We start from the raw sequence: 26,775 nt of genomic DNA on the forward strand, positions 1-26,775 counted from the left end.
GTGCGGTGGTCATTGCCGCGATCACCTCGTGCACCAACACGTCGAACCCTAGCGTGATGATGGCAGCGGGCCTGCTGGCGAAAAAGGCCGTGGAGAAAGGCCTTCAACGCAAGCCCTGGGTCAAGAGTTCGCTGGCGCCTGGCTCGAAAGTGGTCACCGATTACTACCATGCCGCCGGTTTGACCGAGTACCTGGACGCACTCGGGTTCGACCTGGTGGGCTACGGCTGCACCACCTGTATCGGCAACTCGGGGCCGCTGCCCGACCCTATCGAGAAAGCCATTCAGCAGTCGGACCTCACAGTGGCGTCTGTGCTCTCGGGCAATCGCAACTTCGAAGGCCGCGTCCACCCGCTGGTGAAGACCAACTGGCTGGCGTCCCCGCCACTGGTGGTGGCCTATGCCTTGGCAGGCAGTGTGCGAATCGACCTGAGCAGCGAGCCGCTCGGCGAAGGCAGCGACGGCCAGCCCGTCTACCTGCGGGACATCTGGCCAACACAGCAGGAGATTGCCGAGGCCGTGATGAAAGTCAGCACCGGCATGTTCCACAAGGAATACGCCGAGGTGTTCGCCGGTGATGAGCAATGGCAAGCCATTCAGGTGCCTGAGGCCGCGACGTATGTCTGGCAGGATGACTCGACCTATATTCAGCACCCGCCCTTCTTCGACGATGTCGCCGGGCCGCTTCCCGTAGTGGCCGACATTCACGCAGCGCGCGTGTTGGCCATCCTCGGCGACTCGGTCACCACCGACCACATCTCCCCGGCGGGCAATATCAAGGCAGACAGCCCGGCAGGCCGTTACCTGCGCAGCAAAGGCGTCGAACCCAAAGATTTCAACTCCTACGGCTCGCGCCGGGGCAATCATGAAGTGATGATGCGCGGCACCTTCGCCAATATCCGCATACGCAACGAAATGCTGGGCAACGAAGAAGGCGGCTTTACGTTGCACGTCCCCACCGATGAGAAGCTGCCGATTTACGACGCAGCCATGCGCTATCAACAGGAAGGCACGCCTCTGGTGATCGTGGCAGGGCAAGAGTACGGCACTGGCTCCAGCCGTGACTGGGCGGCGAAAGGCACCAATCTGCTAGGCGTCAAGGCGGTGATCGCTGAAAGCTTCGAACGAATCCACCGCTCCAATCTGGTCGGCATGGGGGTATTGCCCCTGCAGTTCAAGAATGGCCAGAGTCGTAAGACGTTGGAGTTGACCGGTAAAGAAGTGCTCGACATCGCCGGTCTGACCGGGGCTACCCTGCAGCCGGGCATGACCTTGACGTTGCACATCACCCGGGAAAACGGCGAACAGGAACGCGTGGACGTGCTGTGCCGCATCGATACGCTCAACGAAGTGGAATACTTCAAGGCCGGAGGCATTCTGCATTACGTGTTGCGGCAGTTGATTGCGTCATGAAAATCACCGCTAAGTGCCCCTCCTTCACCGACGCCGCGTCTAGCCCCAGGTAGCGCGTCCGATTGAAGGCGGATGACGCCGGGGCTCGTCTGCGACCGTCCGCAGCGCGGTCGATCGTAGGCTTGCCCCGTTCAGCGCGGTATGGGACTTGAGCTCCCTACCGCAATTGCTGACCACCCGATGCCGCTGTAACGCTCCGCGTTGAGAAGCTCCCTACATCCTTTGGCGAATTCTCGCTGAGATATTCAGAACAGCTTCATCCCCTTCCCCATGCAGACCTGTTTAATCAACGTTAAAATCGCCGACCTCTTCCGACATCCAGGAACGACATCATGTCGGCGCTACGCTGGGGCACGTTGACGCTGCTCGCGCTCGGTTACTGCATCGCACTGGTTTATGGGCAACTGAGCCTGCCGGTGATCATCACCTTTGGTCTGTTGATCATGGCAGGCATTTGCGTCAGACATTTCCGACACATTGCAGTGCGCGCGTTTGGCCATGGGCTGTTCATCGCGCTGGCCGTTGGGCTCGCGGTTCACTGGTTACCCGGTTTTTTCAGCGCGAGGGTGATCACCGGCGTGCGCTTGACCCCGGAAGCGGCGCCTTATTCGATGTACTTGCATCTCGACAAGCCGCTGATCGGCGTGTGGGTGGTGCTGGCCTGCCCCTGGGCGTTCACCGCCCTCACCTGGCGCCGCGGATTGGGCGTGGGCATGGCGATCCTGCCGTTGATCGCGGTCACGTGCCTGACGACTGCCATCAGCATGGGGCTCGTGAGCTGGGCGCCCAAATGGCCCGAGCAGAGCGCCCTCTGGGTACTCAACAATTTGCTTTTGGTGACGCTTACCGAGGAGCTGCTGTTTCGCGGCTATATCCAGGGCGGCCTCTCTCGCCTGCTGCATCGCGTGCCCGGCCACCAGACACTGGCGCTGCTCGTCGCCTCCGCCCTGTTCGGGTGCGCCCATCTGGGCGCAGGCTGGCAGTGGACGATCCTGGCTGGCATGGCCGGCGTCGGCTACGGCCTGGCGTGGCGCTACGGCGGCCTGCCGGCTGCAGTCATCACCCACTTCGGGCTCAATCTGGCGCATTTCAGCCTGTTCACCTATCCCCTGTTCGATCACTGAACGGCGGCCAGCGAATGCCCGCCCGTGACGCTGTTCACAAATGGCTTAATTTTACCGGCAGCGCGCCGATACATCTTCAAAGCCTTCCCGGATTGAACAGCTTATGCGCAATAACCAGCCTATCACCCAACGCGAACGGACCTTCCCAGCACAGCAACGGTTGATATCGACCACCGACGCACGAGGCGTGATCACTTATTGCAACGACGCCTTCATCGAGATCAGTGGTTTTTCCCACGAAGAACTGCTCAAGGCACCGCACAACACCGTACGCCACCCCGACGTACCGCCCGCGGTGTTCGAACACATGTGGGGCACGCTCAAACAGGGGCTGCCGTGGATGGGCATCGTGAAGAACCGTTGCAAGAACGGCGATCACTACTGGGTCAACGCTTACGTCACGCCCATCTTCGACAAACAGCAAGTGGTGGGTTTCGAGTCTGTGCGGATCAAACCCACCGCCGAGCAGGTGCGTCGTGCCGAAGCGCTGTACAAGCGTCTGAACAGCGGCAAATCCGCCGTGCCTGGCCGTGATAAATGGCTGCCTATCATGCAAGACTGGCTGCCCTTCATCATGGTCAGCCAACTGAGCTTTCTGATAGGCGTCTGGCTCAACTCCCATTGGGGGTTCGCGCTTGCCGCGGCCCTGTCCGTGCCATTGGGCCTGCTCGGCCTGACCTGGCAGCAACGGGGGATCAAGCGCCTGCTGCGGCTGGCCGAACAGACCACCTCCGACCCGCTGATCGCCCAGATGTACACCGACAGCCGGGGTGCTCAGGCACGCTTGGAAATGTCCATTCTCAGCCAGGAAGCGCGGCTGAAAACCTGCCTCACCCGCTTGCAGGATACCGCAGAGCACCTCAACGCCCAGGCCAGGCAATCCGACAGCCTGGCTCAGGCCAGTTCCAGCGGTCTGGAGCGCCAGCGGGTAGAAACCGAACAGGTGGCCACCGCTATCAATCAGATGGCATCGACCACTCAGGAAGTCGCCAGCCATGTGCAGCGCACTGCCGACGCCACGCAACAGGCCAATGAACTGACCCGCCGTGGCCGTGACATTGCCAGCGAAACCCGCGAAGCCATACAACGCCTGTCGAACTCTGTGGGCGAGACCGGCCTGACCGTGACCCAACTGGCCAAGGACAGCGATGAAATCGGCGGCGTGGTGGACGTGATCAAGGGTATCGCCGACCAGACCAACCTGCTGGCCCTTAACGCCGCGATCGAGGCTGCCCGCGCGGGCGAAATGGGTCGTGGCTTCGCCGTGGTCGCCGATGAGGTCCGCCAATTGGCACAGCGCACTGCCGAGTCCACCGGCCAGATTCACTCGCTGATCGCCAAGTTGCAGAGCACCGCGAACACCGCCGTGCAAACCATGGAAACCGGGCGTCGTCAGGCCGAAGAAGGCGTCGAACAAGTGATGGAGGCCGACAAGGCACTCATCGGTATCAGCGATGCGGTGGCCAACATCACCGACATGACCACCCAGATCGCCGCCGCCACGGAAGAACAGAGCTCGGTGGCCGAAGAGGTCAGCCGCAACATCAGCACCATCGCCCACCTGGCCGATCAGACCTCCGACGAAGCGCGTCGGTCGGCGAATCTCAGCGCCGAACTCACCAGCACGGCCAACAGCCAGTACTCCCTGGTGGAACGCTTCAACCGTTAACCATCGAACGTAAGAAACACGCCCTGACCGGAAACGATCAGGGCTTTTTTTTGCGCCTGAAAAGTAGGACATTTCTGAAGTTACTGCATTTGGCGTTATTTAAGGCATGTCGGATTGACAAGAATTCGAGATCACTATTAGTTGTGCTCCAGACAGCGATATATAGATACCACCACTAGAGTGTTTTCGTTGATCTCATTGACATAAAAACAATTTAGAACTCAACAGTAGAAGAGATGCATGACATGAATCATACTTCACTCGCCTCCCCCACCATTCCAGTTGCTGACCACGACGGACTGATTCCCGTTGCAAGCTTATCTCAGGACATTGAGGTGCATGTCCCGGTTTGGAGCTATTCCAATCCAGGGGACACATTTCAATTATTGCTAAACGGACAATTGACTGGAGCGACACAGCAACTGCCTAGCCCCATTCCCCCTATTGGCACTGAGCTACGTATCACGCTCAATCGGCAAGCGCTGGCAGAAGATGGACTTTACGAGGTGTCGTATCGAGCGACGAACGTTTTAGGTGGAATCTCGGCGGACTCTCCGCCGAGGCAGATTCGCATTGACCGAACATCTCCCGGCGGCGCCCTGCTCGCACCCATGATTTTCCCCGGCGCGACCTTCGGCCATCACCTCATCGGTTTACTGCCCGGTTATGCGGGCATGGAGCCCGGGGACACGATTCAGACGCTGTGCAACGGCGTGCCGGGCCCGCAGCATGTGGTTCAGCCGGACGAACTGACGCTGCGCCCCATCGAAATCGTATTTGATCGTGAAGCGCTAAAGGACCTCGGGACCGACAACGTCTCCATGTCCTACACGGTGACCGACCGAGCCGGCAATGAGTCGATTTCGTCGATGGCCTTGGTGATGTCGTTAACCCTGTAAAGGGCGTATACAACACTCAATTGAATAGCGTACGGTTAACCTTCCACGCATCCGCGTGAGCGATTAACCGTGCGCATAAAAAAGCAGAAAGAATTCCAATTAAATTTCACCGCTTAATTCCTTTTTTCCTACATAAATTTGGTATCGCTCCCCGTTGAAATAAAATTTTTTTTGCTGATCTTCATTGTCGATGCGTGACTCGACCCCGAAAACACGGCTGTAACTACGAACCCAACCGGAGGAAGTTTCAAAGCCATACCGATGAAATCGTATTCCCCTCATTGCAACCTTTGCACACGGCATGATTGACACGGAAAGAATTAAAATTAAACATGTATAACTTAGCTGCCTTTCCCTACTAAGCCCATTGCAGTGCGCATCTCATAGACGTTGACTTCCCTCAATGCCCCAGGAGCTTCCATGGAAGACGAAAAGGATATCCCTTCATCCGCTCAGCCACAGCAAAACAAATCACAACACTCTACTGAATCGACGGAACGGGATGCCGTGGATAGGGAACCTACTGCCCCCAACGAACAGGTTTGGTCTGTTCCGCACTATGAAGAATTCCATGCAGGGCCCAGGTCTCTCTCGACACAGGATCAAATTCCAGCCGAGTACTCCCGTGGTTTGAACAGTATTCTGGACATGGCCTGGCGTTTGGACGAAGCGATCAAGACCGCAAACCCGACGCTGGCAGCCCCCTCCATCGAAGGGCATCCTTCGAGCGTGCTGACCCAGGAGCAACTGATGGCTGGCGTTTACGTGAATATCCCTCGCTCTTCCAGGATCTGGAGCGGGGACCATCTGAAGATGCGCTGGGGGAGCAACACCCTTTTCACTGTCGTGCCTGTAGCGGACGATCGTCACGGTCCGCGTATGCGCCAGTTCGTCTGCCTCGACCGCCTGGCCAAGTATGAAACCGGGGAGATCGACGTGCGCTATGAGGTGGTCCGACGGGCTCGATTGGTCGGGATTTCCGAGACCCTCACCATCAAGGTATACGGCAGCAAGACGAGGCCAAGATCGGCTCATCCCATGCGCGCCATTCGTCGACGCAGGTTGAGGCCGTAACCTGTCCATGGGTGCGTCCATACGCCTCCTATCGGGATGGCACCCAACACAAAGCCCCGACGAGGGTATGTCGTCGGGGCTCATGGGTAACCGCTAGGAACAGCGCTTAGAAGGCCAGCCGGAGACCCAGGTTCGCGCCCCATGGCTGCTCGACATGTTGACCCTTCATGTAGTCGAAATCAGCGTGCACCTGCAAGCGCTCCGACAACGACACCGAAAGTCCCGCTCCGAGCTCCGCTCGGGAGCCGAATGTATCGCTGTCGAAACCTTGGTCGTTGACGCGGACACCATTGCCTCTGGAGAACTCATGGGCTGCTGCGACACGGACATAAGGTTGAACGACACCCCCATCATCCAGCGAATATTGACGCCCGAGCGTCGCGCCCACTTTGCCCAGCACGGATTGTGTCTGATCGGTCTTCGCCTTCAGTCCGTTATCCAACGTATAACGGTTGCCCTCGATCCAGACACTCGAGATTTGCGCGAACGGCTCCACAAAATACGCGTCCGGCAGCTTGATGTGCTTCCCGAACTCCAGCGAACCACCGACTGCTTTGTTGCTGTAGTCACCCTTCGCTTTGCTGCCGTCGCTCATTGCCACCTTGGACTGGTTGTGGAACTGGTTCACCTTCATCACGCCATCGAGGTAGTAGCCATCATCGGAAAGCCAAGTGCCGTAAGCGCCCAGATAATAGCTGTCCACTTCACCCGACGTGCCTTGGCCCATGTTCAGATCGGACGTGCTGTAGCCCCCCATCAGACCAACGAGCAAATGCCCATCGCTCACCGGAAGCGGCGCATCGGCTCCGAACGACAAGCCTCGCTGTTTCTGTTGATAGCTCACTCCGGAGCCCAGCGACGCATTGAAACGGCTGCCATAGCTGCGCAACCAGCCACCGCCCACCTCACGCCCCCGCACCTCACCCATGCGACTGCGCAACGTGCTCAACTCGCCGTTCCAAATGGTCGGGCCGACGTTGAACAGTGCCAACGCACTCTGCGTTGAAGGGCTGATGGTCTTGCCTGAACCGACGATGAACCAGTCAGTGCCTTGTTGTTCGAGCGCATAGGAGTATGCACCGAGGTCGACGCGTTCGCCGACCAGACCAAAGCGTGCATCACCACTCTCTGTATGAACGACTCGTAATGCTTCGAACTCTTCGGGTACGGCCTCCACGCCGGTGTTGCGAATGTTCAACAGGTGATCTCCGGAAGCAGCGCCCGCAACATTCAGAAAATCACCAACGCCCGCGCTCAAATCGATCCGCATATCGAACACGCCCCGTCCAGATAGCCGACCCAAGGTCAGGGTATGGTAGCTGTCGGTCGAAAAACCGACACTGCCTCCGTCAATGCTCAACGAATTCAGCGTGTTATCCGCTGCTAGCTGCCAGCGACCGCTGGAGTCAATGGTCAACTCGTTACCGTTCACAATGTTGCCGTCCAAGCGAGCATGATTATGGAGTTCGGTATTGAGCGTGCTGGTCTTATCTGCCACAAGATCTCCGGTAAGATGACTATTATTAACGTTAACATTCACTTGACTTTGGTTATTAACATCCAGCAAAAGACCGTTTCCAGTCTGCAATACCGTATCATTTCTCACTATGATATCCGCTTTCGTAGGTCCCCATTTCCCATCTTCTACCTGATCCACCTTAATTGAAGAACCCGCCCCACCAGAAACATAAGAGTTATCAATGGTTAGAATGTTACGTGAGCCTGCTTCTCCAAGAATTATATAAATTCCTGCCTGTTCACCTGTAATTTGGCTGTGCTCGCTGATCCTGGCCGTCCCGCCTGTCATCCGCAAACCTGCATTACCCACAACCCCATTCAGACCGCCGACCCCCATTAGCGCAGAATTCGACAGATTAAGCTGGCCCGTCGGACCCACAGACGCGCCATAAGCTGCTCCTGAGATGGTGCTATTTCTGACATTGGCGACCGAAGGAGTACTCAAATCGCCAACAGCGGTCATTAGCTGCAGCCCCAACCAATTTCGACTGTCAATGGATGAACTGGTAATAGTGGCCTCGCCTCGAGATATAAGCACCCGACCTTTAACTTTACTGTTGTCCACCACCACCCGGGAGTACGTCGAATCAATGCTTCCAATTTCGGCACCGTTTACCACCTTCAAACTCCCGCCAGAGATAACTCTGTAAGTGACGCTATTCTTCAACCCGTCGATGATATGCGGCTTGCCTGCGATGATGACAACATCCCCTGCATCAAGCGAAGCGCGGGCGTCTCGCGTGTTCGCATTGAAGCAGTTTGAGATCGTATTGATGCTGGTGCATTGATCAGCCCAGAGCAGCGGAGAAAACACTCCGACGGCCAGGGCCAAAAGTGTTTTTTTGTAAATGAAACGCGACGCAGCGACTGAGGACAACATGCTCTCTCCAACGTAAAGAATATTCACTCCCTAAAATTCTGCGGCAATCAAAAAAAAATTTTTAAAAAAAAGAATTTTTTTTAAGTAGGACGTTTCCGAAGAGTATGACATCCACGTCTGACTCTTAAAGAGAGCCAAACTCGTTTCCAATGGGCATTTTTGAAAAAATCCCTGCAAGAGTTCTCGTCGTGAGGACGATGGTTGGTCCTACATTCCTACGACGACGTGTGCATTCTCGGACGACCTAGCAGGTTGACACTCAAAAAAAATATCTATTTATTTAATTACGAATCGGCAAGATGCCATTCAATGCACACAGTGCCCGACTTTACTTATCAAAGGATCTTTCATGACTATTATCGACATGGCGCCAAAGGTAATTAAACAAAGAACCTCCGTGGAGCCCATTCCGCTGCCCGCCCCCGACATTAAATCAGCATTTCACGACAATGATAACTTTGGGCTCATCCCGATCTCTGCGCTATCGTCACCACTTATCGTGGACTTTCAAGTGTGGGAAGCAGCCGAACCGGGCTATACCTATCAACTCTTGTGGAATAACTCCCGAGTGGGCCCGGAAATTGAGATTAGCGACACTGACAAACCCGGAGATCCACTAACGCTCGAAGTGCCACTGGAACTTTTAACGGAAGGACTTCACAGCGTAGGGTATCGTACTTACAGTCCATTCGCAGACTCTGAAAACTTTTCCGAGAGATTCCCGGTCGTCATTGATCGCACCGCGCCCGGTAAGCCTGATCTAGCGATCATCCACTTCCCGGCCGAAGTGCAGAACGGCTTGACCGCCGCCGAGCTTACGGCGCTTGGCGGTACACTCAAGGCCGAAATCGTCGGCTACACCGGTATGGCAAAACACGATTCGATCAAGACCTACTGGGGCGATATCGAAGGGCCAACCGCTGAGGTCGACGAAAGTGACATGGGGATCAACAAAGTCATTATTGAGTTTTCCAGAGACTTTTTGGAATCCATTGAGCCTGGTGTTCATCCGGTCAAATATCGAGTAACCGATCGCGCTGGAAACGTTTCTGACGACTCAATCTCTGTAGACATTTTGTTGCTTCTGGAAGAAATTCCAGTGAACTATCCAGCTCCCATCCTAGATCCAGCGCTGGGGACTCTGATCGATCATGCTGAGGCCAAGCCAGGCGTCCAAGTAGACATTCCTCATTATCCTGGAGCTTCAGCCTTCGATCAGATCACCTTGTTCTGGGGCGATGACCTGCAGATGTTGCCTGTCCTGATACCGCCTGGCAATGAGAATCAGGACATCGTACTCTCTTTGCGAGTCCCTTATGAAACGTTGGCCGTAAAACCTGTCGGTAAAATTTCGATCTTTTATCGTGTGACCAGACAGAACCAGCTCAATGGCTCTTCTTTGTCAGCGCAGGTAGAGGTCTTCCTTACTCTGCCCATACCTGAGTCTGCCGAACCGTTGATTGTGCAAGGTACAAGCCTAGAAAGTCCTAACGTTGATGATAACTTCATCGATGAAGACGACTACGAACTCAATGCGCGTGCCATCTTGAAATGGAGCCCCGCATTTCGCGTTAATGATGACATCCACCTGTTGTGGGGCGATCAGCAACGCCTTCAGTGGCACCAGATCACGGAAGCCGATGTCGCCATTGCGAAAGATCTCATCATCCCCGTGGCCAATTCAATCATGAAAGCCCAAGGAACCGGTGCGGAAATTCCAGTTCGCTATTCGGTAACAAGGTCAGGAAATCCGAACCCTTCAACTTCAGTCGTCCAAAAGATCACTGTCCGATCGAAAGAGGATCTGCCGGGGGGAACAGAAGGAATCGACGGACCTGTTTTTCAACTTAATCCCGCAGGTTATATTTCTCAGTCTGTGGCCCCGGACGGCACGGTGGGAAACATTGCCGCCTACATCAATATCGCAGAAAACCAAAAGCTGTTTTTCACCTTCAGAGGCTTCGACCGAGAAAACAATCTCATTGACGCAGCGACGTTCACGGCTTCTCGAGAGCTGGATGACCAAGATGTCGTCAATGGTTATGGCTTTAAAGTTCCTTATCGGATTTTACGGATTATATGCCGTGGTTTTTGCGAGGCTTATTTTCGGGTGGAGCCTGCCCCCGGTAGCAACCAGAGCTCCGTCACCTCAAGAATCACACGTGTTCCGGTAGAAATGCGGGAATCCAGCGAGCCGTTCTGCACGCTGTAATAACAAAACCAAGTAAGGACAGGCGCGACCAGCGCCCTGTCCACATCTTTAAGGATTTTCATATGAACAATGACTATAAAGACTCCGTTCGCGCACCTCTACCCCTCGAGAAACCCGTTATCGCGGTGACCTTGGCGAACGGCCTGCTACCTATTCAATATCTAGGCGCACCGGTAGTCGTGAATTTTCCAGTCTGGCCCGCTGCAGAAGCGCACTACACTTATCAGCTCGTATTTGATGGTCGGCGCATACCGCCTGAGAAGGTGATCCAGGAATCTGATAGTCCTGGAGATACCTTGAGCGTCGAAATACCCGTGGAGCTGCTCCAGCAAGGCACTCATTCGGTAGCCTATCGCGTATATAGTCCATTCGCCGATTCGGAAGTCTATTCCAATACCATACCCCTAGTGGTTGACTTGACGGCACCAGGAAGTCCAGAACTCGCCCCGATCACCTTCCCAACCGTAATTCAGGAAGGACTGACGTCGGACGAACTCGAAGCCATGAATAACTTACTGCCCGGTCGGATTGCCAGCTACAGCGGGATGGCCGAAGGGGACGTCATTCGCACTTACTGGGGAACCCTCGAAGGTCCGCTCGTTACTGTGACTCCCAATGATATGGGCCTGAATCGCGTGATGGTTGACTTCTCCCGCGCCTTCCTGGCGCAGGCGGACGGAAAACGCTCGGAGGTTTACTACACCGTCACTGACCTGGCCGGTAACGTGTCGATGCACTCTGAACCTATTTCGGTGGAGCTGCAGTTGTCAGTGGTGACGCCCCTCCCCACCCCCACCGTAAAAGAAGCCCAAAACGGCATCCTCGACCCCGCGAATACCACGGCTGGCGCGACGGTAGTGATTGATGCGACCGCCCGCCTGCGCGAAGGTGAAAAGGTCGTGGTGCGTTGGAATGGGCCTAAAGGGTCCGACAGCAAAGAACGACTGATCAGCGCCGCACAGGCGGGGCAACCCGTCTCGCTGGTGTTCGCCAGCGCCTTGGTGTCGGTCAACGACGGCCAGACGGTGGAGGTGGCGTACAGCGTGACCCGCCGCAGCGGGGTGGTTCAGGACGCCGAGCCGGTGACGGTGAAGGTGCTGAGTGCGACGCTGGATCTGCCTGCGCCCACCGTGGATACCGTGGGGCCCGATGGTGTGTTGCGGCCTTCACTGATCACTGGCCCGGACGCGATTGCGCGCGCGAGTTATCGGGGCATGCTGCCGACAGACAGGGTAAAGGTGCGCTGGGACGGCACCTCCCCGTTCATTGGCGAAGCTCAGACCGTCGGTGACAGCACACACCTGAGGTTCGGCATTCCGAAGGCTTATATCGAGGCAGCCGAAGGCGGAACCGCGACGGTGTCTTATCTGGTCGAGCGTAACGGGCAGGAAACGCAATCTCATCGTCTGGAGCTGACCGTGCGCGAGGGCATGAAGCTCGACACCACGCCCGTCGCGCTGGCAGGCAAGGTGTATCTGATTCCAGGGCGGCCAGACGTGTTGCCCACGTTCCCTGCCGGCACGACGGTGACGCGGATCCCCACCGCTGGCCAGCCTCCTTATAACTACGCGAGCAGCAACCCGGGCGTCGCCGTGGTGGATGGAAACGGTCTGACGTCGGTTCGCGACAATGGCTCGGCGACAATCACCGTGACCGATGCTGCGGGTGAAAGTAAAAGCTATGACGTAACGGTCAGCGGGGTCATCAATTGCGTAGGCGTCGGCTCCGGCAGTCTGGCACAAATGTCGGCAGCCGCCGCCCAAGCCAATTGCCGCATTCCATCGGTCCATGAGCTGATCGAGATCTTTAACGCGTATGGCAACCGCTGGCCGATGGGCATGGGCAATTACTGGTCCTCGACTGTGGCGAAGAACGTCTTTGGGGCCAAGTGGTATTACGTCAAAAACCTGAACACCGGCAAAGACTTCATGCTGTTGCACCATAACGCCAGCCTGGGCGTAGCGATCCGCTGATCGACGCCTTTCAGGTTGCCCCTCGTGACCTGATGGCCCTTGTCGAAGGCATTGTGACTCGTCACGGCCTTCGACTGCAGCCCAAGGCCCTTGCCCTGAATAAGATGAAAGACCATGGAAAATAACAGAAGTACCCGCCCATTCGACGCGACGGATCTGGGGCCCGCCAACCGCTTCCAGGCTTTGGTGAACGGCAAGCCGTTTCAGGCACAGAGCCTCAGCGGCCTGGCCTGCCTGCAGACTGAACTGGAAGGGGTCCGCACGCGCAACATCTGGAAAATCCACGCTGTTGGCAAGGTCGGCTGCCGTCGAACCCTGTTCGGGCTGTTCCTGGACCGATCACTGGAACCTGGTACCTATGATTTGCTACACAATGACCGTTTGACGGTGATCTACCACCTCACCCCAAAGCAGTCCTCGCAGGTCTACCACTCGCGAGACTTCCAGCAAGGGTCGCTGAACCTGATCGAGTGCCCGGGTGCTACAGGTCGTCTGCGCGGTGCCTTCGAGTTTGCGATTCCGGCAGTAGGCTTCGCCGTCACCCGTGGCGAGTTCGATGTGCTGTGCTCACCGGAATCAGCGCGCTCCGGGCATCAGAAACCGGGCAATGCAATCGGCTGCGTGCTGTAGGCACGCGGCCTGACCGATGCCCGCCGACTTCAATGGCTTGAGGTCATGGTTGGCGGTGGGCAACCATTCGAGGGTGATCCGCGAAGAAAGCGTATACCCCTCGACCGTTTCGCGATTACCCAATGCATCACGCTCACCCTGGACGATCAGGGTGGGCGTCTGCAGGTCGGCGAGGTGCGCGACGCGAGGTTTTTCGGGTTTGCCGACGGCGTAGAAAGGATACCCCAGACAGACGAGCCCATCGGCCTGCAATGAGTCCGCGATCAGACTGGCCATGCGCCCTCCCATGGATTTTCCGCCAATGGCGAGCCGGCCGCCGAGGGTTGAACGCACCGCCGAATAGACCTCGTCCCAGCACTCGAGCAGCACGGACTGCGGGTTGGGCGGTCGCTTTCCGCCACCCGCACGCCGTTGGGCCATGTAAGGGAATTCGAACCGCAGCACCCCGATGCCTGACAAGGCAATGCGTTCGGCGATGTCGTTCATGAACTCGCTGTCCATCGGCGCCCCCGCCCCGTGGGCGAGTATCAGCGTGGTCGCGTGCCCCTCTATGCGCTGTGCGGGTGCATTCCAAAGCCAGCCGCGGGCACGTGCCAGATCCTGGATTGAAGCGGCGTCAATGCGCTGAACGTCGTTGGCCATCGGTGTCTCCGCGGTCGCGATCTTCATCGTGATAAAGGTTGAGTAGAGCCATTATGCCGAGGTCGTCCTGCCAATGCAGCGCAAGCGGTGTTCGGCCTCTTCTCAGCCCCTCAGGCTCTGTATGAAAAGTCTCGAGACGAAGCTCAGGCAAGGCGATAACAGCCGACGAAGCGGAGTTTACGGTGTGTGAATGAGCATTCCGAGGCTGGTTTCAACGCAACATCACCGAGTATCAAGGCTTTTCGTACAGAGGCTAGGCAAACTCCGCCGTTGCAGTAGCAAATACCCACCGCGACAGCCTCGGTTCAGCTTTGGCTGTTTACCCTGTTCCCTGACACTTCGGCCAACCTGCGCCGACGCCATGAGCGCCCCAACCCGCACACAACCGGGCGGATTCATCGTCGACCCCAAGGCTGACCGGTGCCGGTCGATTCACCGTGACGATCGCCAGCCTTCCTGCCAGCTCGGGCCAGATAACTGGGCAGAAAAAGTGAAAATGTCTACGGCTTTTGTATACAGAATTGATCTGAAATGCACTGCAAAAGCGCAAGGAACGCCGCAGAGAATCGTTTCAGTAGCCAGTCAACCTCTGTGATCGCCGCGTCCCGCAACGGGGCGCGGCAGCCGCACCTGTGACGTGACGAAGTGTCGCACCTCTCTGAAATACGGCTTCCATCTCAGATGAAACGCGTCTAAGCTACGCCTCACAGTGGTCCGGCGACAGCTGGCCACAGGCTCAGTGACAGGATTGTGCACGACCCGTCAGCCCTCTTGCAGATCGACAGCGCAGCCCTGTCGTCACCCGCAGGGTTGTATCCAATTTCTCCCACCCTCCGCGCGCTGCCTCACCGACCTGTTCCCGAACCTTTCGGCCCACTTTGGGCAGATGGCCATGACGCGCGTGCGCGCAGCCGACTGCCGGAATCCGCAAGTCGACCGTTGACCCTGATGCATGCCCTCGGCGCCCCCGAAAGGTCTACGCTTATTCGATATTGCGGCCGTTACCACACTAATAAAACTCCAAACCGTGGGACCTAGCATGAGCACAGCAATCAGTCCGACTGCTTATAACTATAAGGTCGTTCGCCAGTTCGCCATCATGACGGTGGTGTGGGGAATCATTGGCATGGGGCTCGGTGTCTTCATCGCCTCGCAACTGGTCTGGCCCGACCTCAACTTCGGCCTCCCTTGGACCACCTTCGGACGCCTTCGCCCGCTGCACACCAACCTCGTGATTTTCGCCTTCGGGGGCTGCGCCCTGTTCGGCACGTCCTATTACGTCGTGCAGCGCACCTGCCAGACGCGGCTGATTTCCGACGGCATGGCGGCCTTCCACTTCTGGGGCTGGCAAGCGGTGATCATCGGCGCCATCGTCACCCTTCCAATGGGCTACACCACCACCAAGGAATACGCCGAACTGGAATGGCCCATCGCGATTCTGCTGGCCATCGTCTGGATCACCTACGCGGCGGTATTCTTCGGCACCATCGTCAAGCGCAAGACTAAACACATCTACGTCGGCAACTGGTTCTACGGCGCATTCATCGTCGTGACCGCGATGCTGCACATCGTCAACCACATGTCACTGCCGGTCAGCCTGTTCAAGTCCTATTCGGCTTACTCGGGGGCGACGGACGCGATGATCCAGTGGTGGTATGGCCACAATGCCGTGGGCTTTTTCCTGACCACCGGCTTTCTCGGGATGATGTACTACTTCGTCCCCAAACAGGCCGAACGCCCCATCTATTCCTACCGGCTTTCGATCGTGCACTTCTGGGCGCTGATCACGCTTTACATCTGGGCCGGTCCGCACCACTTGCACTACACCGCGTTGCCCGATTGGGCACAATCGTTGGGCATGGTGATGTCGATCATCCTGTTGGCACCGAGCTGGGGCGGCATGATCAACGGCATGATGACCCTCTCGGGCGCCTGGCATAAATTGCGCACTGACCCGATCCTGCGCTTCCTGGTGGTCTCATTGGCCTTCTACGGCATGTCCACTTTCGAAGGGCCCATGATGGCCATCAAGACGGTGAACTCGCTTTCCCATTACACCGACTGGACCATCGGCCACGTTCATGCCGGCGCGCTGGGCTGGGTCGCGATGATTTCCATCGGCGCGGTCTACCACATGATTCCGCGGCTGTACGGGCGCCCGCAGATGCACAGCATGGGTCTGATCAACGCCCACTTCTGGCTGGCAACCATCGGCACCGTGCTGTACATCGCCTCGATGTGGGTCAATGGCATCACCCAAGGCCTGATGTGGCGCGCGATCAATGATGACGGCACCCTCACCTATTCCTTCGTCGAAGCCCTCCAAGCCAGCCACCCCGGCTATATGGTGCGCGCATTGGGCGGTGCCTTTTTTGCCAGCGGCATGCTCTTGATGGCCTATAACGTCTTTCGCACCGTGCGTGCCGCCGACGCCGAAGAAGCCGATCAGGCAGCCCGAATCGCCGTGGTGGGAGCGCACTGATGATCAAGCACGAAATGCTCGAGAAAAATATCGGTCTGCTGTCCATCTTCATGGTCATCGCCGTGGCAGTGGGCGGCCTGACGCAGATCGTTCCCCTGTTCTTTCAAGATGTGACGACTTTGCCCATCGAAGGGATGAAGCCGCGGCCAGCGCTGGAGGTTGAAGGCCGCGACGTGTTCATCGCCAACGGATGCGTGGGCTGTCATTCGCAGATGATCCGGCCTTTCCGCGCCGAAACCGAGCGCTACGGGCATTATTCGGTGGCCGGCGAGAGCGTCTGGGATCACCCGTTCCTGTGGGGTTCCAAGCGCACCGGGCCGGACCTGGCGCGGGTCGGCGGTCGCTACTCCGATGACTGGCACCGCGCGCACCTGTACAACCCGCGCAACGTGGTGCCGGAATCGATCATGCCGGCGTACCCGTTTCTGGTGGAGAACAAGCTCGACGGCAAATTGACCGGTCGCAAACTGGAAGTCTTGCGCAGCCTGGGCGTGCCCTACACCGACGCCGACATCGCTGGCGCAGCGGAAGCGGTCAAGGGCAAAACTGAAATGGACGCGCTCGTGGCCTACCTGCAAGGCCTGGGCACGCTCATCAAAAGCAAACGGTGATCGCCATGGATATCGGAACGATTCGCGGCCTGGGCACCGTCGTGGTGATGGTGGCCTTCATCGGTCTGACGCTGTGGGTATTCAGCCCCAGACGTAAAGCCGAATTCGACGACGCGACCCTATTGCCCTTTGCGGACGATCCCGAGGCGATCAAGCACCTCGAGCAAACGTCCGCTGCCCGGAGCCATGAGAAATGAGTACGTTTTGGAGCCTGTACGTCACCGTACTGTCATTGGGCACGCTCTTCTGCCTGACCTGGCTGTTGCTGGCGACCCGCAAGGGCCAGCGCCACGACACCACCGAGGAAACCGTCGGTCACGCCTTCGACGGCATCGAGGAATACGACAACCCGCTGCCCAGGTGGTGGTTCATGCTGTTCGTGGGCACCATTGTCTTTGCCTTGGGCTACTTGGCCCTCTACCCCGGTCTCGGCAATTGGACCGGCCTACTGCCAGGCTATGGCTACGCCGACAACGACAAGCAGATCGCGTTTTCCGATGGCAAGACCGGCTGGACCGGCGTGCACGAATGGGAGAAGGAAATGCTCCGGGCCGACGCCCGCTTCGGCCCGATTTTCGCGAAATACGCGGCGATGCCCATTGAGGAGGTGGCCAAGGATCCACAAGCCCTGAAGATGGGTGGCCGACTGTTCGCTTCCAATTGCTCGGTCTGCCACGGCTCCGACGCCAAGGGGGCTTATGGCTTCCCCAACCTGACCGACGCCGACTGGCGCTGGGGCGGCGATGCGCAGACGATCAAAGCCACCATCATGGGCGGTCGTCACGCGGTCATGCCTGCGTGGGGTGAGGTGGTCGGCGACCAGGGTGTGCGCGACGTCGCCGCCTACGTCCTGACCCAACTGGACGGTCGCAAGCTGCCAACCGATACCAAGGCCGATCCGATTGCCGGGCAGAAAATCTTCGCCACCAACTGCGTCGCCTGCCACGGCCCAGAGGGCAAAGGCACCGCGGCACTGGGTGCGCCCGACCTGACCCACCCGGGCGCGTTCATTTACGGTTCGAGCTTCGCGCAACTGCAGCAGACCATCCGCTATGGCCGTCAGGGCCAGATGCCTGCGCAGGAAGTCACCCAAGGCAATGACAGGGTGCATTTGCTTGCAGCGTACGTGTACAGCTTGTCCCACGGTGACAAGGCTGCCAGTGAGCAGGAGTGAAGCAAGGTGCCGAGCCCTCGCCACCCGAGGTGCGCACGTTCCGGCGCCTCGCAGCGGATACAATGCGCTGATCGCCGCGAGGGCGCTGGTGCATGGCCTGGCGGTCTTACCCGACCGACGCCGATTGGCCGGGACCACTCCCCCGCGCCGAGGGACGCTTCGATGAGCACACGCCGATGAGCAACCAGATTCCGGTCCACAATGTGCCCCCTTCGAACGAGGGGGATACCGTTGACCTCTACGCTTCGCGGGAGAAGATCTACACGCGGGCCTTCACCGGTGTCTTTCGCAACCTGCGCATCGGCGGCGGGATCGTGCTCTTTGTCCTGTATTTCGGCACCGTCTGGCTCGACTGGGGCGGCCATCAGGCGGTCTGGTGGAATTTACCCGAGCGCAAGTTCTACATCTTCGGTGCGACCTTCTGGCCGCAGGACTTCATCCTGCTGTCGGGCATCCTGATCGTCGCGGCTTTCGGCCTGTTCTTCATCACCGTCTTCGCCGGCCGTGTTTGGTGCGGCTACACCTGCCCGCAAAGCGTGTGGACCTGGGTATTCATGTGGTGTGAAAAGGTCACGGAAGGTGACCGCAACCAGCGCATCAAACTGGACAAGGCACCGATGAGCGCCAACAAGCTGCTGCGCAAATCGGCCAAGCACGGGCTGTGGCTAGTGATCGGCCTGCTGACGGGCCTGACCTTTGTCGGCTATTTTTCGCCCATTCGCGAGCTGGTGGTGGACTTTTTCACTGGCCAGGCAGACGGCTGGGCTTACTTCTGGGTGGGTTTCTTTACCCTGGCCACCTACGGCAATGCCGGCTGGCTGCGGGAGCAAGTCTGCATTTACATGTGCCCCTATGCCCGCTTTCAGAGTGTGATGTTCGACAAGGACACCCTGATCGTTTCCTACGACCCACGTCGCGGCGAGCCGCGTGGTACGCGAAAAAAGGACGCCGACTACAAGGCTCAAGGTCTGGGGGACTGTATCGATTGCACCCTGTGCGTTCAGGTCTGTCCCACAGGCATCGACATACGCGATGGCCTGCAAATCGAATGCATCGGCTGCGCCGCCTGTATCGATGCCTGTGATGCGGTCATGGACAAGATGCATTACCCCCGCGGCTTGATCAGTTACACCACCGAGCACGCGCTTTCCGGGCAGGTCCCCCATACCTGGCGTCCTCGGCTGATGGGCTATGCCGTGGTGTTGCTGGTGATGATCGCAGCGCTCACCAGTGCGTTTTTCATGCGTTCGCTGGTGGGTTTCGACGTCAGCAAGGACCGGATGCTGTACCGCGAAAACGCGGAGGGCCGGATTGAAAACGTCTACAGCGTGAAAGTGATGAACAAGGACCAGAAAGACCACACCTATGTCATCGACGCCACTGGCCTCCCGGATCTGAAGCTGCACGCTCGCCGGGAAATCAGGGTGGCAGCAGGCGAAATTGTCACGATGCCGGTGGAGTTGTCGGTCGACCCCGAACAGTTGCCATCGAGCACCAATGAGGTCCACTTCACCCTCAGGGACGCCGAAAGCAGCGACACCGAGGTCCACGCCAAGAGCCGGTTCATCGGCCCCCAGGTTCGTTGAGAGATGCGCCCCATGACTGCAGCCACCGCGTCGAGCCCTTGGTACAAGCACCTTTGGCCATGGATACTCATTGGCATCCTGATCTGCTCGGTCACGTTGACCCTGTCGATGGTGACGATCGCCGTCAACCATCCGGACAACTTGGTCAGCGACCATTATTACGAGGCGGGTAAAGGCATCAATCGGTCGCTGGATCGCGAGCTGCTGGCGCAGCATCTGGGACTGCGCGCCACGGTGACCCTGGACGGCACCAAGGGGGAGGCCAGTCTGCGCCTGACCGGCGACAGCCAGCCGGAAACCCTGGTGCTGAACCTGATCTCGCCCACTCAACCGGAGAAGGATCGCAAGGTCATCCTCGCCCGCGAACCCGCGCAACCGGGGCGCTACATCGGGCCGCTGGCCGACGGTGTCGAAGGCCGCCGCTTCGTCGAACTGCTCGGGGTGGAGGACAGCCGGACCTGGCGCTTGTTCGAGGAGGAAACGCTGCGCAGCGACCAGGACCTGATATTGGGCGACGAGCCCCTCCAGGGCGCAGAAGCCCATAAGAGATGAAGCCGTGAATGCCGTCCGCCTCGCCCCCGTCCCCTGCTTTCATTGCGCCCTGCCCAGTGCCTCCGGGAGCCGGTTCAGCGCAGTGGTGCTCGGCGAAACCCGCACGTTCTGCTGCCCGGGCTGCCAGGCAGTGGCACAAGCCATCATCGCCGGCGGGCTGGAAAGTTATTACAGCCATCGCAGCGAAGCCTCGACCAATCCGCAGACGTTGCCAACCTACCTGGCGGACGAACAGGCGTTGTACGACAGGCCGGATGTCCAGGCCTCCTTCGTCCATCGTGAGACGGACCTCGCCGAGACCACGCTGTTGATAGAAGGGATCACCTGTGCGGCGTGCGGCTGGCTGATCGAACGTCATCTGCGCACGCTGCCCGCGGTGACCGAGGCTCGGCTGAACCTGTCCACCCATCGTTTGCAGGTGAGCTGGGATGATGGACAACTGCCGCTCAGCCAACTGCTCGACGAGCTCCGCAGCATCGGTTATGCCGCTTACCCCTACCAACCGGATGACGCCTCCGAGCGGCTGGCGCAGGATAACCGACGCAGCCTTCGCCAACTGGGTGTCGCCGGGCTGCTGTGGTTTCAGGCCATGATGGCCACCATGGCCACCTGGCCGGAGTTCAATATCGACCTCAGCCCGCAGATGCACACCATCCTGCGCTGGGTCGCGATGTTTCTGACTACGCCCATCGTGTTCTACAGTTGTGCGCCGTTCTTCAAAGGCGCATTGAGGGATCTTCGCACCCGGCATCTGACGATGGACGTGTCCGTATCGCTGGCGATCGGGATGGCTTACGTGGCGGGAATCTGGACCGCGATCACCGGGAACGGCGAACTGTATTTCGACGCCGTCGGCATGTTCGCTCTGTTTCTGCTGGCCGGGCGCTATCTGGAACGGCGCGCCCGCGAGCGCACGGCGGTGGCGACAGCGCGGCTGGTCAACCTGCTGCCTGCCTCGTGCCTGCGGGTCAACGAAGACGGTCGCAGCGAACGTGTCCTGCTCAGCGAGCTTCGCCTCAACGACCGGGTGTGGGTGCAGCCAGGCGCCGTAATCCCCGCCGATGGGCGGATCGTCTCGGGCCGTTCGAGCGTCGACGAGTCGCTGCTGACCGGTGAATACCTGCCGCAACCTCGCCTCCCAGGCGACCGCGTGACGGCCGGCACCTTGAACGTCGAAAGCCCGTTGACCGTCGACGTCCTCGCCCTTGGCAACGAAACCCGTTTATCCGCCATCGTGCGCCTGCTCGATCGGGCGCAATCGGACAAGCCTCCGATGGCGCTCATGGCAGATCGCGCGGCCCAGTGCTTTCTGCTGGTCTCGCTGGTGAGCGCGGTAGCGATCGGTCTGCTGTGGTGGCACCTGGAACCGCAACGTGCCTTCTGGATCGTCCTCGCGATGCTGGTTGCCACCTGCCCCTGTGCGCTGTCGCTGGCAACCCCCACCGCACTGACCAGCGCCACCGGGACGTTACACGGCCTCGGCTTGCTGTTGACCCGAGGGCATGTGCTCGAAGGGTTGAGCCAGATCGACACGGTGATTTTCGACAAAACCGGCACGCTGACGGAAGGCCGTCTGACGCTCAGGGCTGTTCATCCGCTGGGGAGCATGAACAGCGACGACTGCCTGAGCCTCGCCGCGGCCTTGGAGCATCACTCCGAACACCCTATCGCTCGCGCGTTCGGCACGGCATCACGGTCAGCCGAGCACGTCGTCGCTACGCCAGGGTCAGGGCTTGAAGGCGTGATCGACACGCGTCGGGTCCGCATCGGCACGCCTGCCTTTGTCAGCGCGTTGAGCGGCCATCGATCGCCCGATCTGCCTGATCGAGCGGGTCAGTGGCTGCTGTTGGGCGATGAACGGGAAATCCTTGCGTGGCTGGTACTGGACGACCGGCTGCGGGATGACGCGGCGACACTCATCGACGCCTGCAAAGCGCGCGGCTGGAAAACACTTCTGTTGTCAGGAGACAGCTCCCCGATGGTTGGCCGCCTCGCGACACAGCTGAAGATCGATGAAGCCCAGGGCAGCCTGCGTCCGGAGGAAAAGCTGCATGTCCTTCAGACAATGAGAGCGCAAGGTCGCAAGGTACTGATGATCGGCGACGGCGTGAATGACGTGCCGATCCTGGCCGCTGCGGACATCAGCGTGGCCATGGGTTCGGCCACCGATCTGGCCAAGACCAGCGCGGACGCCGTCTTGTTGTCCAACCGTCTGCAAACCCTGGTACAGGCGTTCACCCTCGCTCGGCGAACCCGGCGCATCATTGTCGAGAATCTTGTCTGGGCCGGGCTGTACAATGGCGTCATGCTGCCCTTCGCCGCCCTGGGCTGGATCACCCCGCTCTGGGCGGCGGCGGGCATGTCGGTGAGCTCGCTGGTCGTGGTGCTCAATGCACTGCGCCTGATCCGCATGCCGTCAACCGGAAACACACCCGCCCGCTCACCTTCGGAGGCCGGATGCCTGCGCTCTACATCATGATTCCGGTGGCCGTGGTGATCGTGCTTGTCGCGATCTACGTGCTCTTCTGGGCCGTGGACAGCGGCCAGTACGATGACATGGAGGGCCCGGCTCACAGCATTCTGTTTGACGATCAGGACCCTAACCACAAGGCGGGCGTTGATGAAGCATCGGGCAGAGAAGTGCCGACACCGCACGAGAAAAAAGCATGATCAGGCTCAGCAGCCGAGGCGTATTCACTGACCTGAAACGGACAAGGGAAGGCCTGAACGCGAACGAAAACACCTGCCGGCGTCAGCAAGCGCGCCGACACGTTGCCCTCCTTTCCCCAGACTGACCCCATGCCCGATCTGCTGCCTCAAATCCTCTGCGCCTTCATTCTCGGCCTGCTCGGCGGAGGGCATTGCCTGGGCATGTGCGGCGGGCTGATGGGCGCCTTGACGCTGGCCATACCCAACGAACAGCGCAGCCGACGCTTTCGCTTGCTGTTGGGGTATAACCTGGGCCGTGTCTTCAGCTACGCCTGTGCCGGGTTACTGATCGGGCTGGCGGGCTGGGCAGTGGCCAACAGCCCCGGGGCGATGATGCTTCGGGTCGTCGCTGCGTTCCTGATGATTGGCATGGGGCTTTACCTGGCGGGCTGGTGGAATGGGCTGACCCATATCGAGCGGCCAGGGCGCTGGCTATGGCGCCACCTTCAACCCGTGGCCTCCCGCTTGCTGCCGGTGTCGAGCGTTCCCCGGGCCATGATGCTCGGTGGGGTGTGGGGCTGGCTGCCCTGCGGATTGGTTTACAGCACCTTGTTGTGGTCGGCGAACCAAGGCAACGCCCTTCACAGCGCGTTACTGATGATGGCGTTCGGACTAGGCACTTGGCCGGTGCTGCTGGCCACCGGGCTGGCCGCAGAGCGCGTGACGGCAGTCTTGCGCCAGCGACGTGTAAGAGTGGCGGCCGGTGTGCTGGTGATGCTGTTCGGCCTATGGACTTTGCCAGGCCCCCACCAACACTGGCTGATGGGGCACTGAAGCGCCGCCTATCGCGCGGAAACATCTTTTAAAACTCGCTCTCACCGCCGGTCTGCCCGGCAATTGCCGATTCGAGTGCACATCCGTACACTGCGCAACCTTTTGTTACGGGGTGCTCCTCATGCTGTTAGTGCTGCGTATGTCGTTGATGACCGTGCATTTCGTTGCTGCGGGCATGCTGGGCCTGGTAGTGGGCATCTGTCGCCCGTTCAACCCTGACAACAGTCGTCTGTGCGCCCGCCTCTATGCACTGCCGGCGATGTGGATCCTGCGGTTGCGTCTGAAGGCCGACATGGGGCCGCGTTTCGATCGCACGCGCCCGTGTGTGATCGTTGCCAATCATCAGTCCAACTATGACCTGTTCATCCTCGGCAACATCGTGCCACCCCGGACGGTGTGTATCGGCAAGAAAAGCCTGAAATGGGTGCCGTTCTTCGGGCAACTGTTCTGGCTCGCGGGCAATGTGCTCATCGACCGTGGCAACCCGCTGCGCGCTCGGCACTCCATTCGGCAGACCACCGAGACCCTGCAGCACAAGGACACCTCCATCTGGGTCTTCCCGGAGGGCACGCGCAATCAGGGCAAGGGGCTGTTGCCGTTCAAACGCGGCGCGTTCCAGATGGCCATCGACGCAGGCGTGCCCATCGTCCCGGTATGCGTGAGCACCTATGTGCGCGACATGTCCCTGAACCGCTGGGACAGTGGCCAGGTCATGATCCGTGCTTTGCCCGCGCTCTCGACCGAAGGCTTGAGCCAGGCAGATATTCCCGAGCTGATCGCGCGCTGTCACAGCCAGATGCATACCTGCATCCAGCAGATGGACGCTGAACTGCACGCGCTGAAAGCGGCTGACCAAACCGCAACTGAACGGGTCGCATAAAAGCCTTAGAACTCGCCCGAATCCGCCGACTCTGAAGGGGATCACGCGCTAAGCTGCGCATGAATCCCCACGATCAGAAGAAGCGAATCACCATGGGCCGAGTTGTCGCTGCCGCCGTTTACAGTGCCGGAAAGAAAGTCACCAATATCACCCTCGACGAAGGCGCCGCGTGGGCCGCTAAGCCGGGGCATTTCGTGTGGATCGGCCTTGAGCAGCTCAACGCCGAAGAGTTGGCGTCGCTGCAAAAGCAGTTCAACCTGCACGAACTCGCCATCGAGGATGCCCTGGAAGTTCACAGCCGACCAAAGCTGGAGACGTTCGGCGATGCGCTGTTCATCGTCACTTACGCGCCAATCCGCGAAAACGGCAAGCTGATCTTCATCGAAACCCATATCTTCGCGGGCAAGGGCTACGTCATCACCTCGCGCAACGGCGATTCCAAATCTTACGGCCTGGTGCGCCAACGCTGCGAGGCTCGACCCTTGCTGCTGGAGCATGGCGAGGATTTCGTGCTGTATGCGCTGCTGGATTTCGTCACCGAAAACTACCAACCCGTCACCGAAGCCATCCATTGCGAACTCGAAGAGCTGGAACACAGCGTGCTGAGCACCGACCTCAACGAGGCCGACATTCACCGAATCCACAGCCTGCGGCGTGACCTGCTGCGTCTGCGGCGTTACGTGGCGCCAATGGTGGAGATCGGTGAAGAATTGCAGAAGTTGAGCTTTCCCTTCATCGACAAAAACATGCGTCCCTACTTCCGCGACGTGGAAATCCACGTGAAACGGCAGATGGAGGATTTGGCCAATCTGCGCGACATTGCCAGCCAGACCATCGAAATCGGGCTGCTGCTGGAGTCGTCACGGCAAAGCCTGACCCAGCGCAAATTCGCTGCCTGGGCGGCCATTCTCGCTTTTCCCACTGCCATTGCGGGGATCTACGGGATGAACTTCCAGAACATGCCGGAACTGAGCTGGCACTACGGCTACTTCATCGTGCTGGGCGTCATTCTGGGCGGCTGCGGCATTCTGTTCGCCAGCTTCAAACGCTCCGGCTGGCTCTGACTGCGCCATGCCTGTAGGCGCGCTTGCCGCGAAGGTATCGCGTCATTCAAGGGGCGTTATGTACTGCGCCATAACCGTAGGAGCGCGCCTGCCCGCGACGGCGTCGCGTCATTCAACGAGGGGTGGACTGTGCCGACACCTTCGCGGGCAAGCGCGCTCCTACAGCAATGATGCGATACCCAATGATTCAAGCCGCCGCGGGCTTATTCGCCACAAACCGCATCATCCACTCCGCCACCGTCGTGCCGTGGTGTTCTTCTTCAAGGCTGGCAATGCCCTTGCTGTACACCTGCTCGCCCAGTGCCTCCTGGCGAATGTCGAGCAAGGTGCGCGAGTAGTCGTGGATGAACTCGGGGTGACCCTGGAAGCAAAGCACCTGATCATTGATGTGATAGGCGGCGTACGGGCAGAAATCGCTGGATGCGATGACCGTAGCGCCTTCCGGCAAGGCGGTGACCTGATCCTGATGGCTGATCAGCAGCGTCAGGTTTTCCATCGAAGGCGTCATCCACGGTTGAGACGCAGCCAACTGGTAGTGGTGAATGCCGACGCCCCAGCCTTGGGTCGCTCGTTCGGTCTTGCCGCCCAGAAGCAACGCCAGCAGCTGATGCCCGAAGCACACGCCCAGCAATTTGTCGCCGCGCTTGTAGCGCTCCAGCAGGTAGGTCTTGAGGGTTTGAATCCAAGGGTCGGAGCCGAAGGAGTCAGCCTTGGAACCGGTGATCAGGTACGCATCGAAGCGCTCTTCATCTGGCGGGTAATCGCCCTGCATGACGTTGTAGACGACGAATTCCGCGGGGATCGGCTGGCGGGCGAACAGCGATTCGAACATCCGGCCATACCCTTTGTATTGGTCGACCAATTCCGGGCGAAGCACGTCGGTTTCCAGAATGCAGATGCGTAACGACAT

At 59.0% G+C, this 26,775-nt stretch carries 22 protein-coding genes; 19 read left to right on the forward strand and 3 right to left on the reverse strand.

The genetic code is table 11. The features are described 5' to 3' along the window. From acnA to DBP26_RS22635, 5 genes are all read left to right on the forward strand, one after another. The coding region (gene acnA / locus DBP26_RS22615) for an aconitate hydratase AcnA (RefSeq protein WP_146752958.1) at positions 1–1,412 on the forward strand (1,412 nt) is incomplete at its 5' end. A 332-nt stretch (positions 1,413–1,744) separates the two neighbouring features. Beyond that, positions 1,745–2,536, forward strand: coding sequence for a CPBP family intramembrane glutamic endopeptidase (locus DBP26_RS22620; RefSeq protein ID WP_108239830.1), 792 nt, complete (start codon positions 1,745–1,747; stop codon positions 2,534–2,536). A 103-nt stretch (positions 2,537–2,639) separates the two neighbouring features. Continuing rightward, complete coding sequence (locus DBP26_RS22625) at positions 2,640–4,205, forward strand: PAS domain-containing methyl-accepting chemotaxis protein (RefSeq protein WP_108239831.1); 1,566 nt, start codon at positions 2,640–2,642, stop codon at positions 4,203–4,205. A 245-nt stretch (positions 4,206–4,450) separates the two neighbouring features. Beyond that, a complete protein-coding gene (locus DBP26_RS26900) occupies positions 4,451–5,104 on the forward strand; it encodes a hypothetical protein (protein WP_146749685.1) in 654 nt (217 codons plus the stop codon). 420 nt (positions 5,105–5,524) lie between these two features. Beyond that, positions 5,525–6,178, forward strand: a complete 654-nt coding sequence (locus tag DBP26_RS22635; protein WP_108239833.1) for a hypothetical protein — start codon at positions 5,525–5,527, stop codon at positions 6,176–6,178. 106 nt (positions 6,179–6,284) lie between these two features. On the opposite strand, the gene DBP26_RS22640 is transcribed toward DBP26_RS22635, so the two are convergent. Beyond that, positions 6,285–8,576, reverse strand: a complete 2,292-nt coding sequence (locus DBP26_RS22640; RefSeq protein WP_256602157.1) for an autotransporter outer membrane beta-barrel domain-containing protein — start codon at positions 8,574–8,576, stop codon at positions 6,285–6,287. Between the two features lie 349 nt (positions 8,577–8,925). Between DBP26_RS22640 and DBP26_RS22645 the strand changes: the two genes are divergently transcribed. From DBP26_RS22645 to DBP26_RS22655, 3 genes are all read left to right on the forward strand, one after another. Further along, the gene (locus DBP26_RS22645; protein ID WP_218565136.1) at positions 8,926–10,788 is read left to right on the forward strand and encodes a hypothetical protein; all 1,863 of its coding nucleotides are present in this window, start codon (positions 8,926–8,928) and stop codon (positions 10,786–10,788) included. Between the two features lie 62 nt (positions 10,789–10,850). Next, positions 10,851–12,761 carry an Ig-like domain-containing protein gene (locus tag DBP26_RS22650; protein ID WP_108239834.1) on the forward strand — a complete coding sequence of 637 codons (1,911 nt, stop codon included), beginning with the start codon at positions 10,851–10,853 and terminating at the stop codon, positions 12,759–12,761. 114 nt (positions 12,762–12,875) lie between these two features. Next, the gene (locus DBP26_RS22655) at positions 12,876–13,391 is read left to right on the forward strand and encodes a hypothetical protein (protein WP_177411116.1); all 516 of its coding nucleotides are present in this window, start codon (positions 12,876–12,878) and stop codon (positions 13,389–13,391) included. On the opposite strand, the gene DBP26_RS22660 is transcribed toward DBP26_RS22655, so the two are convergent. Then, on the reverse strand, positions 13,338–14,033 hold the full coding sequence (locus tag DBP26_RS22660; RefSeq protein ID WP_108239835.1) for an alpha/beta family hydrolase: 696 nt from the start codon (positions 14,031–14,033) through the stop codon (positions 13,338–13,340). The genes DBP26_RS22655 and DBP26_RS22660 overlap by 54 nt on opposite strands. A 1,039-nt stretch (positions 14,034–15,072) precedes the next feature. Between DBP26_RS22660 and ccoN the strand changes: the two genes are divergently transcribed. From ccoN to DBP26_RS22715, 11 genes are all read left to right on the forward strand, one after another. Continuing rightward, positions 15,073–16,515 carry a cytochrome-c oxidase, cbb3-type subunit I gene (gene ccoN, locus DBP26_RS22665; RefSeq protein WP_108239836.1) on the forward strand — a complete coding sequence of 481 codons (1,443 nt, stop codon included), beginning with the start codon at positions 15,073–15,075 and terminating at the stop codon, positions 16,513–16,515. Next, positions 16,515–17,126 carry a cytochrome-c oxidase, cbb3-type subunit II gene (gene ccoO, locus DBP26_RS22670; RefSeq protein ID WP_108239837.1) on the forward strand — a complete coding sequence of 204 codons (612 nt, stop codon included), beginning with the start codon at positions 16,515–16,517 and terminating at the stop codon, positions 17,124–17,126. The genes ccoN and ccoO overlap by 1 nt, the downstream gene beginning before the upstream one ends. Before the next feature lie 5 nt (positions 17,127–17,131). Continuing rightward, positions 17,132–17,323 (forward strand): cbb3-type cytochrome c oxidase subunit 3, encoded by a 192-nt coding sequence (locus DBP26_RS22675; RefSeq protein ID WP_108239838.1) that lies wholly within the window; start codon positions 17,132–17,134, stop codon positions 17,321–17,323. After that, positions 17,320–18,300 (forward strand): cytochrome-c oxidase, cbb3-type subunit III, encoded by a 981-nt coding sequence (gene ccoP, locus DBP26_RS22680; protein WP_108239839.1) that lies wholly within the window; start codon positions 17,320–17,322, stop codon positions 18,298–18,300. The genes DBP26_RS22675 and ccoP overlap by 4 nt, the downstream gene beginning before the upstream one ends. Positions 18,301–18,476: 176 nt before the next feature. Beyond that, positions 18,477–19,886 carry a cytochrome c oxidase accessory protein CcoG gene (gene ccoG, locus DBP26_RS22685; protein ID WP_108239840.1) on the forward strand — a complete coding sequence of 470 codons (1,410 nt, stop codon included), beginning with the start codon at positions 18,477–18,479 and terminating at the stop codon, positions 19,884–19,886. A gap of 12 nt (positions 19,887–19,898) precedes the next feature. Continuing rightward, entirely contained in the window at positions 19,899–20,438 is a 540-nt protein-coding gene (locus DBP26_RS22690; protein WP_108239886.1) for a FixH family protein, read from the forward strand. A gap of 4 nt (positions 20,439–20,442) precedes the next feature. Further along, a complete protein-coding gene (locus DBP26_RS22695; RefSeq protein WP_108239841.1) occupies positions 20,443–22,917 on the forward strand; it encodes a heavy metal translocating P-type ATPase in 2,475 nt (824 codons plus the stop codon). Then, positions 22,896–23,108 (forward strand): cbb3-type cytochrome oxidase assembly protein CcoS, encoded by a 213-nt coding sequence (ccoS, locus tag DBP26_RS22700; protein WP_108239842.1) that lies wholly within the window; start codon positions 22,896–22,898, stop codon positions 23,106–23,108. Before DBP26_RS22695 ends, ccoS begins: the two co-directional genes overlap by 22 nt. A gap of 129 nt (positions 23,109–23,237) precedes the next feature. Continuing rightward, entirely contained in the window at positions 23,238–23,921 is a 684-nt protein-coding gene (locus DBP26_RS22705) for a sulfite exporter TauE/SafE family protein (RefSeq protein WP_108239843.1), read from the forward strand. 121 nt (positions 23,922–24,042) lie between these two features. Next, on the forward strand, positions 24,043–24,801 hold the full coding sequence (locus DBP26_RS22710) for a 1-acylglycerol-3-phosphate O-acyltransferase (RefSeq protein WP_108239844.1): 759 nt from the start codon (positions 24,043–24,045) through the stop codon (positions 24,799–24,801). 92 nt (positions 24,802–24,893) lie between these two features. Next, entirely contained in the window at positions 24,894–25,865 is a 972-nt protein-coding gene (locus DBP26_RS22715; RefSeq protein ID WP_108239887.1) for a magnesium and cobalt transport protein CorA, read from the forward strand. Between the two features lie 187 nt (positions 25,866–26,052). Here DBP26_RS22715 and DBP26_RS22720 read toward each other — a convergent pair whose 3' ends face one another. After that, a complete protein-coding gene (locus DBP26_RS22720; RefSeq protein WP_108239845.1) occupies positions 26,053–26,775 on the reverse strand; it encodes an amidotransferase in 723 nt (240 codons plus the stop codon).

This window comes from Pseudomonas sp. RIT409 (assembly GCF_003052515.2).
Classification (GTDB): Bacteria; Pseudomonadota; Gammaproteobacteria; order Pseudomonadales; family Pseudomonadaceae; genus Aquipseudomonas.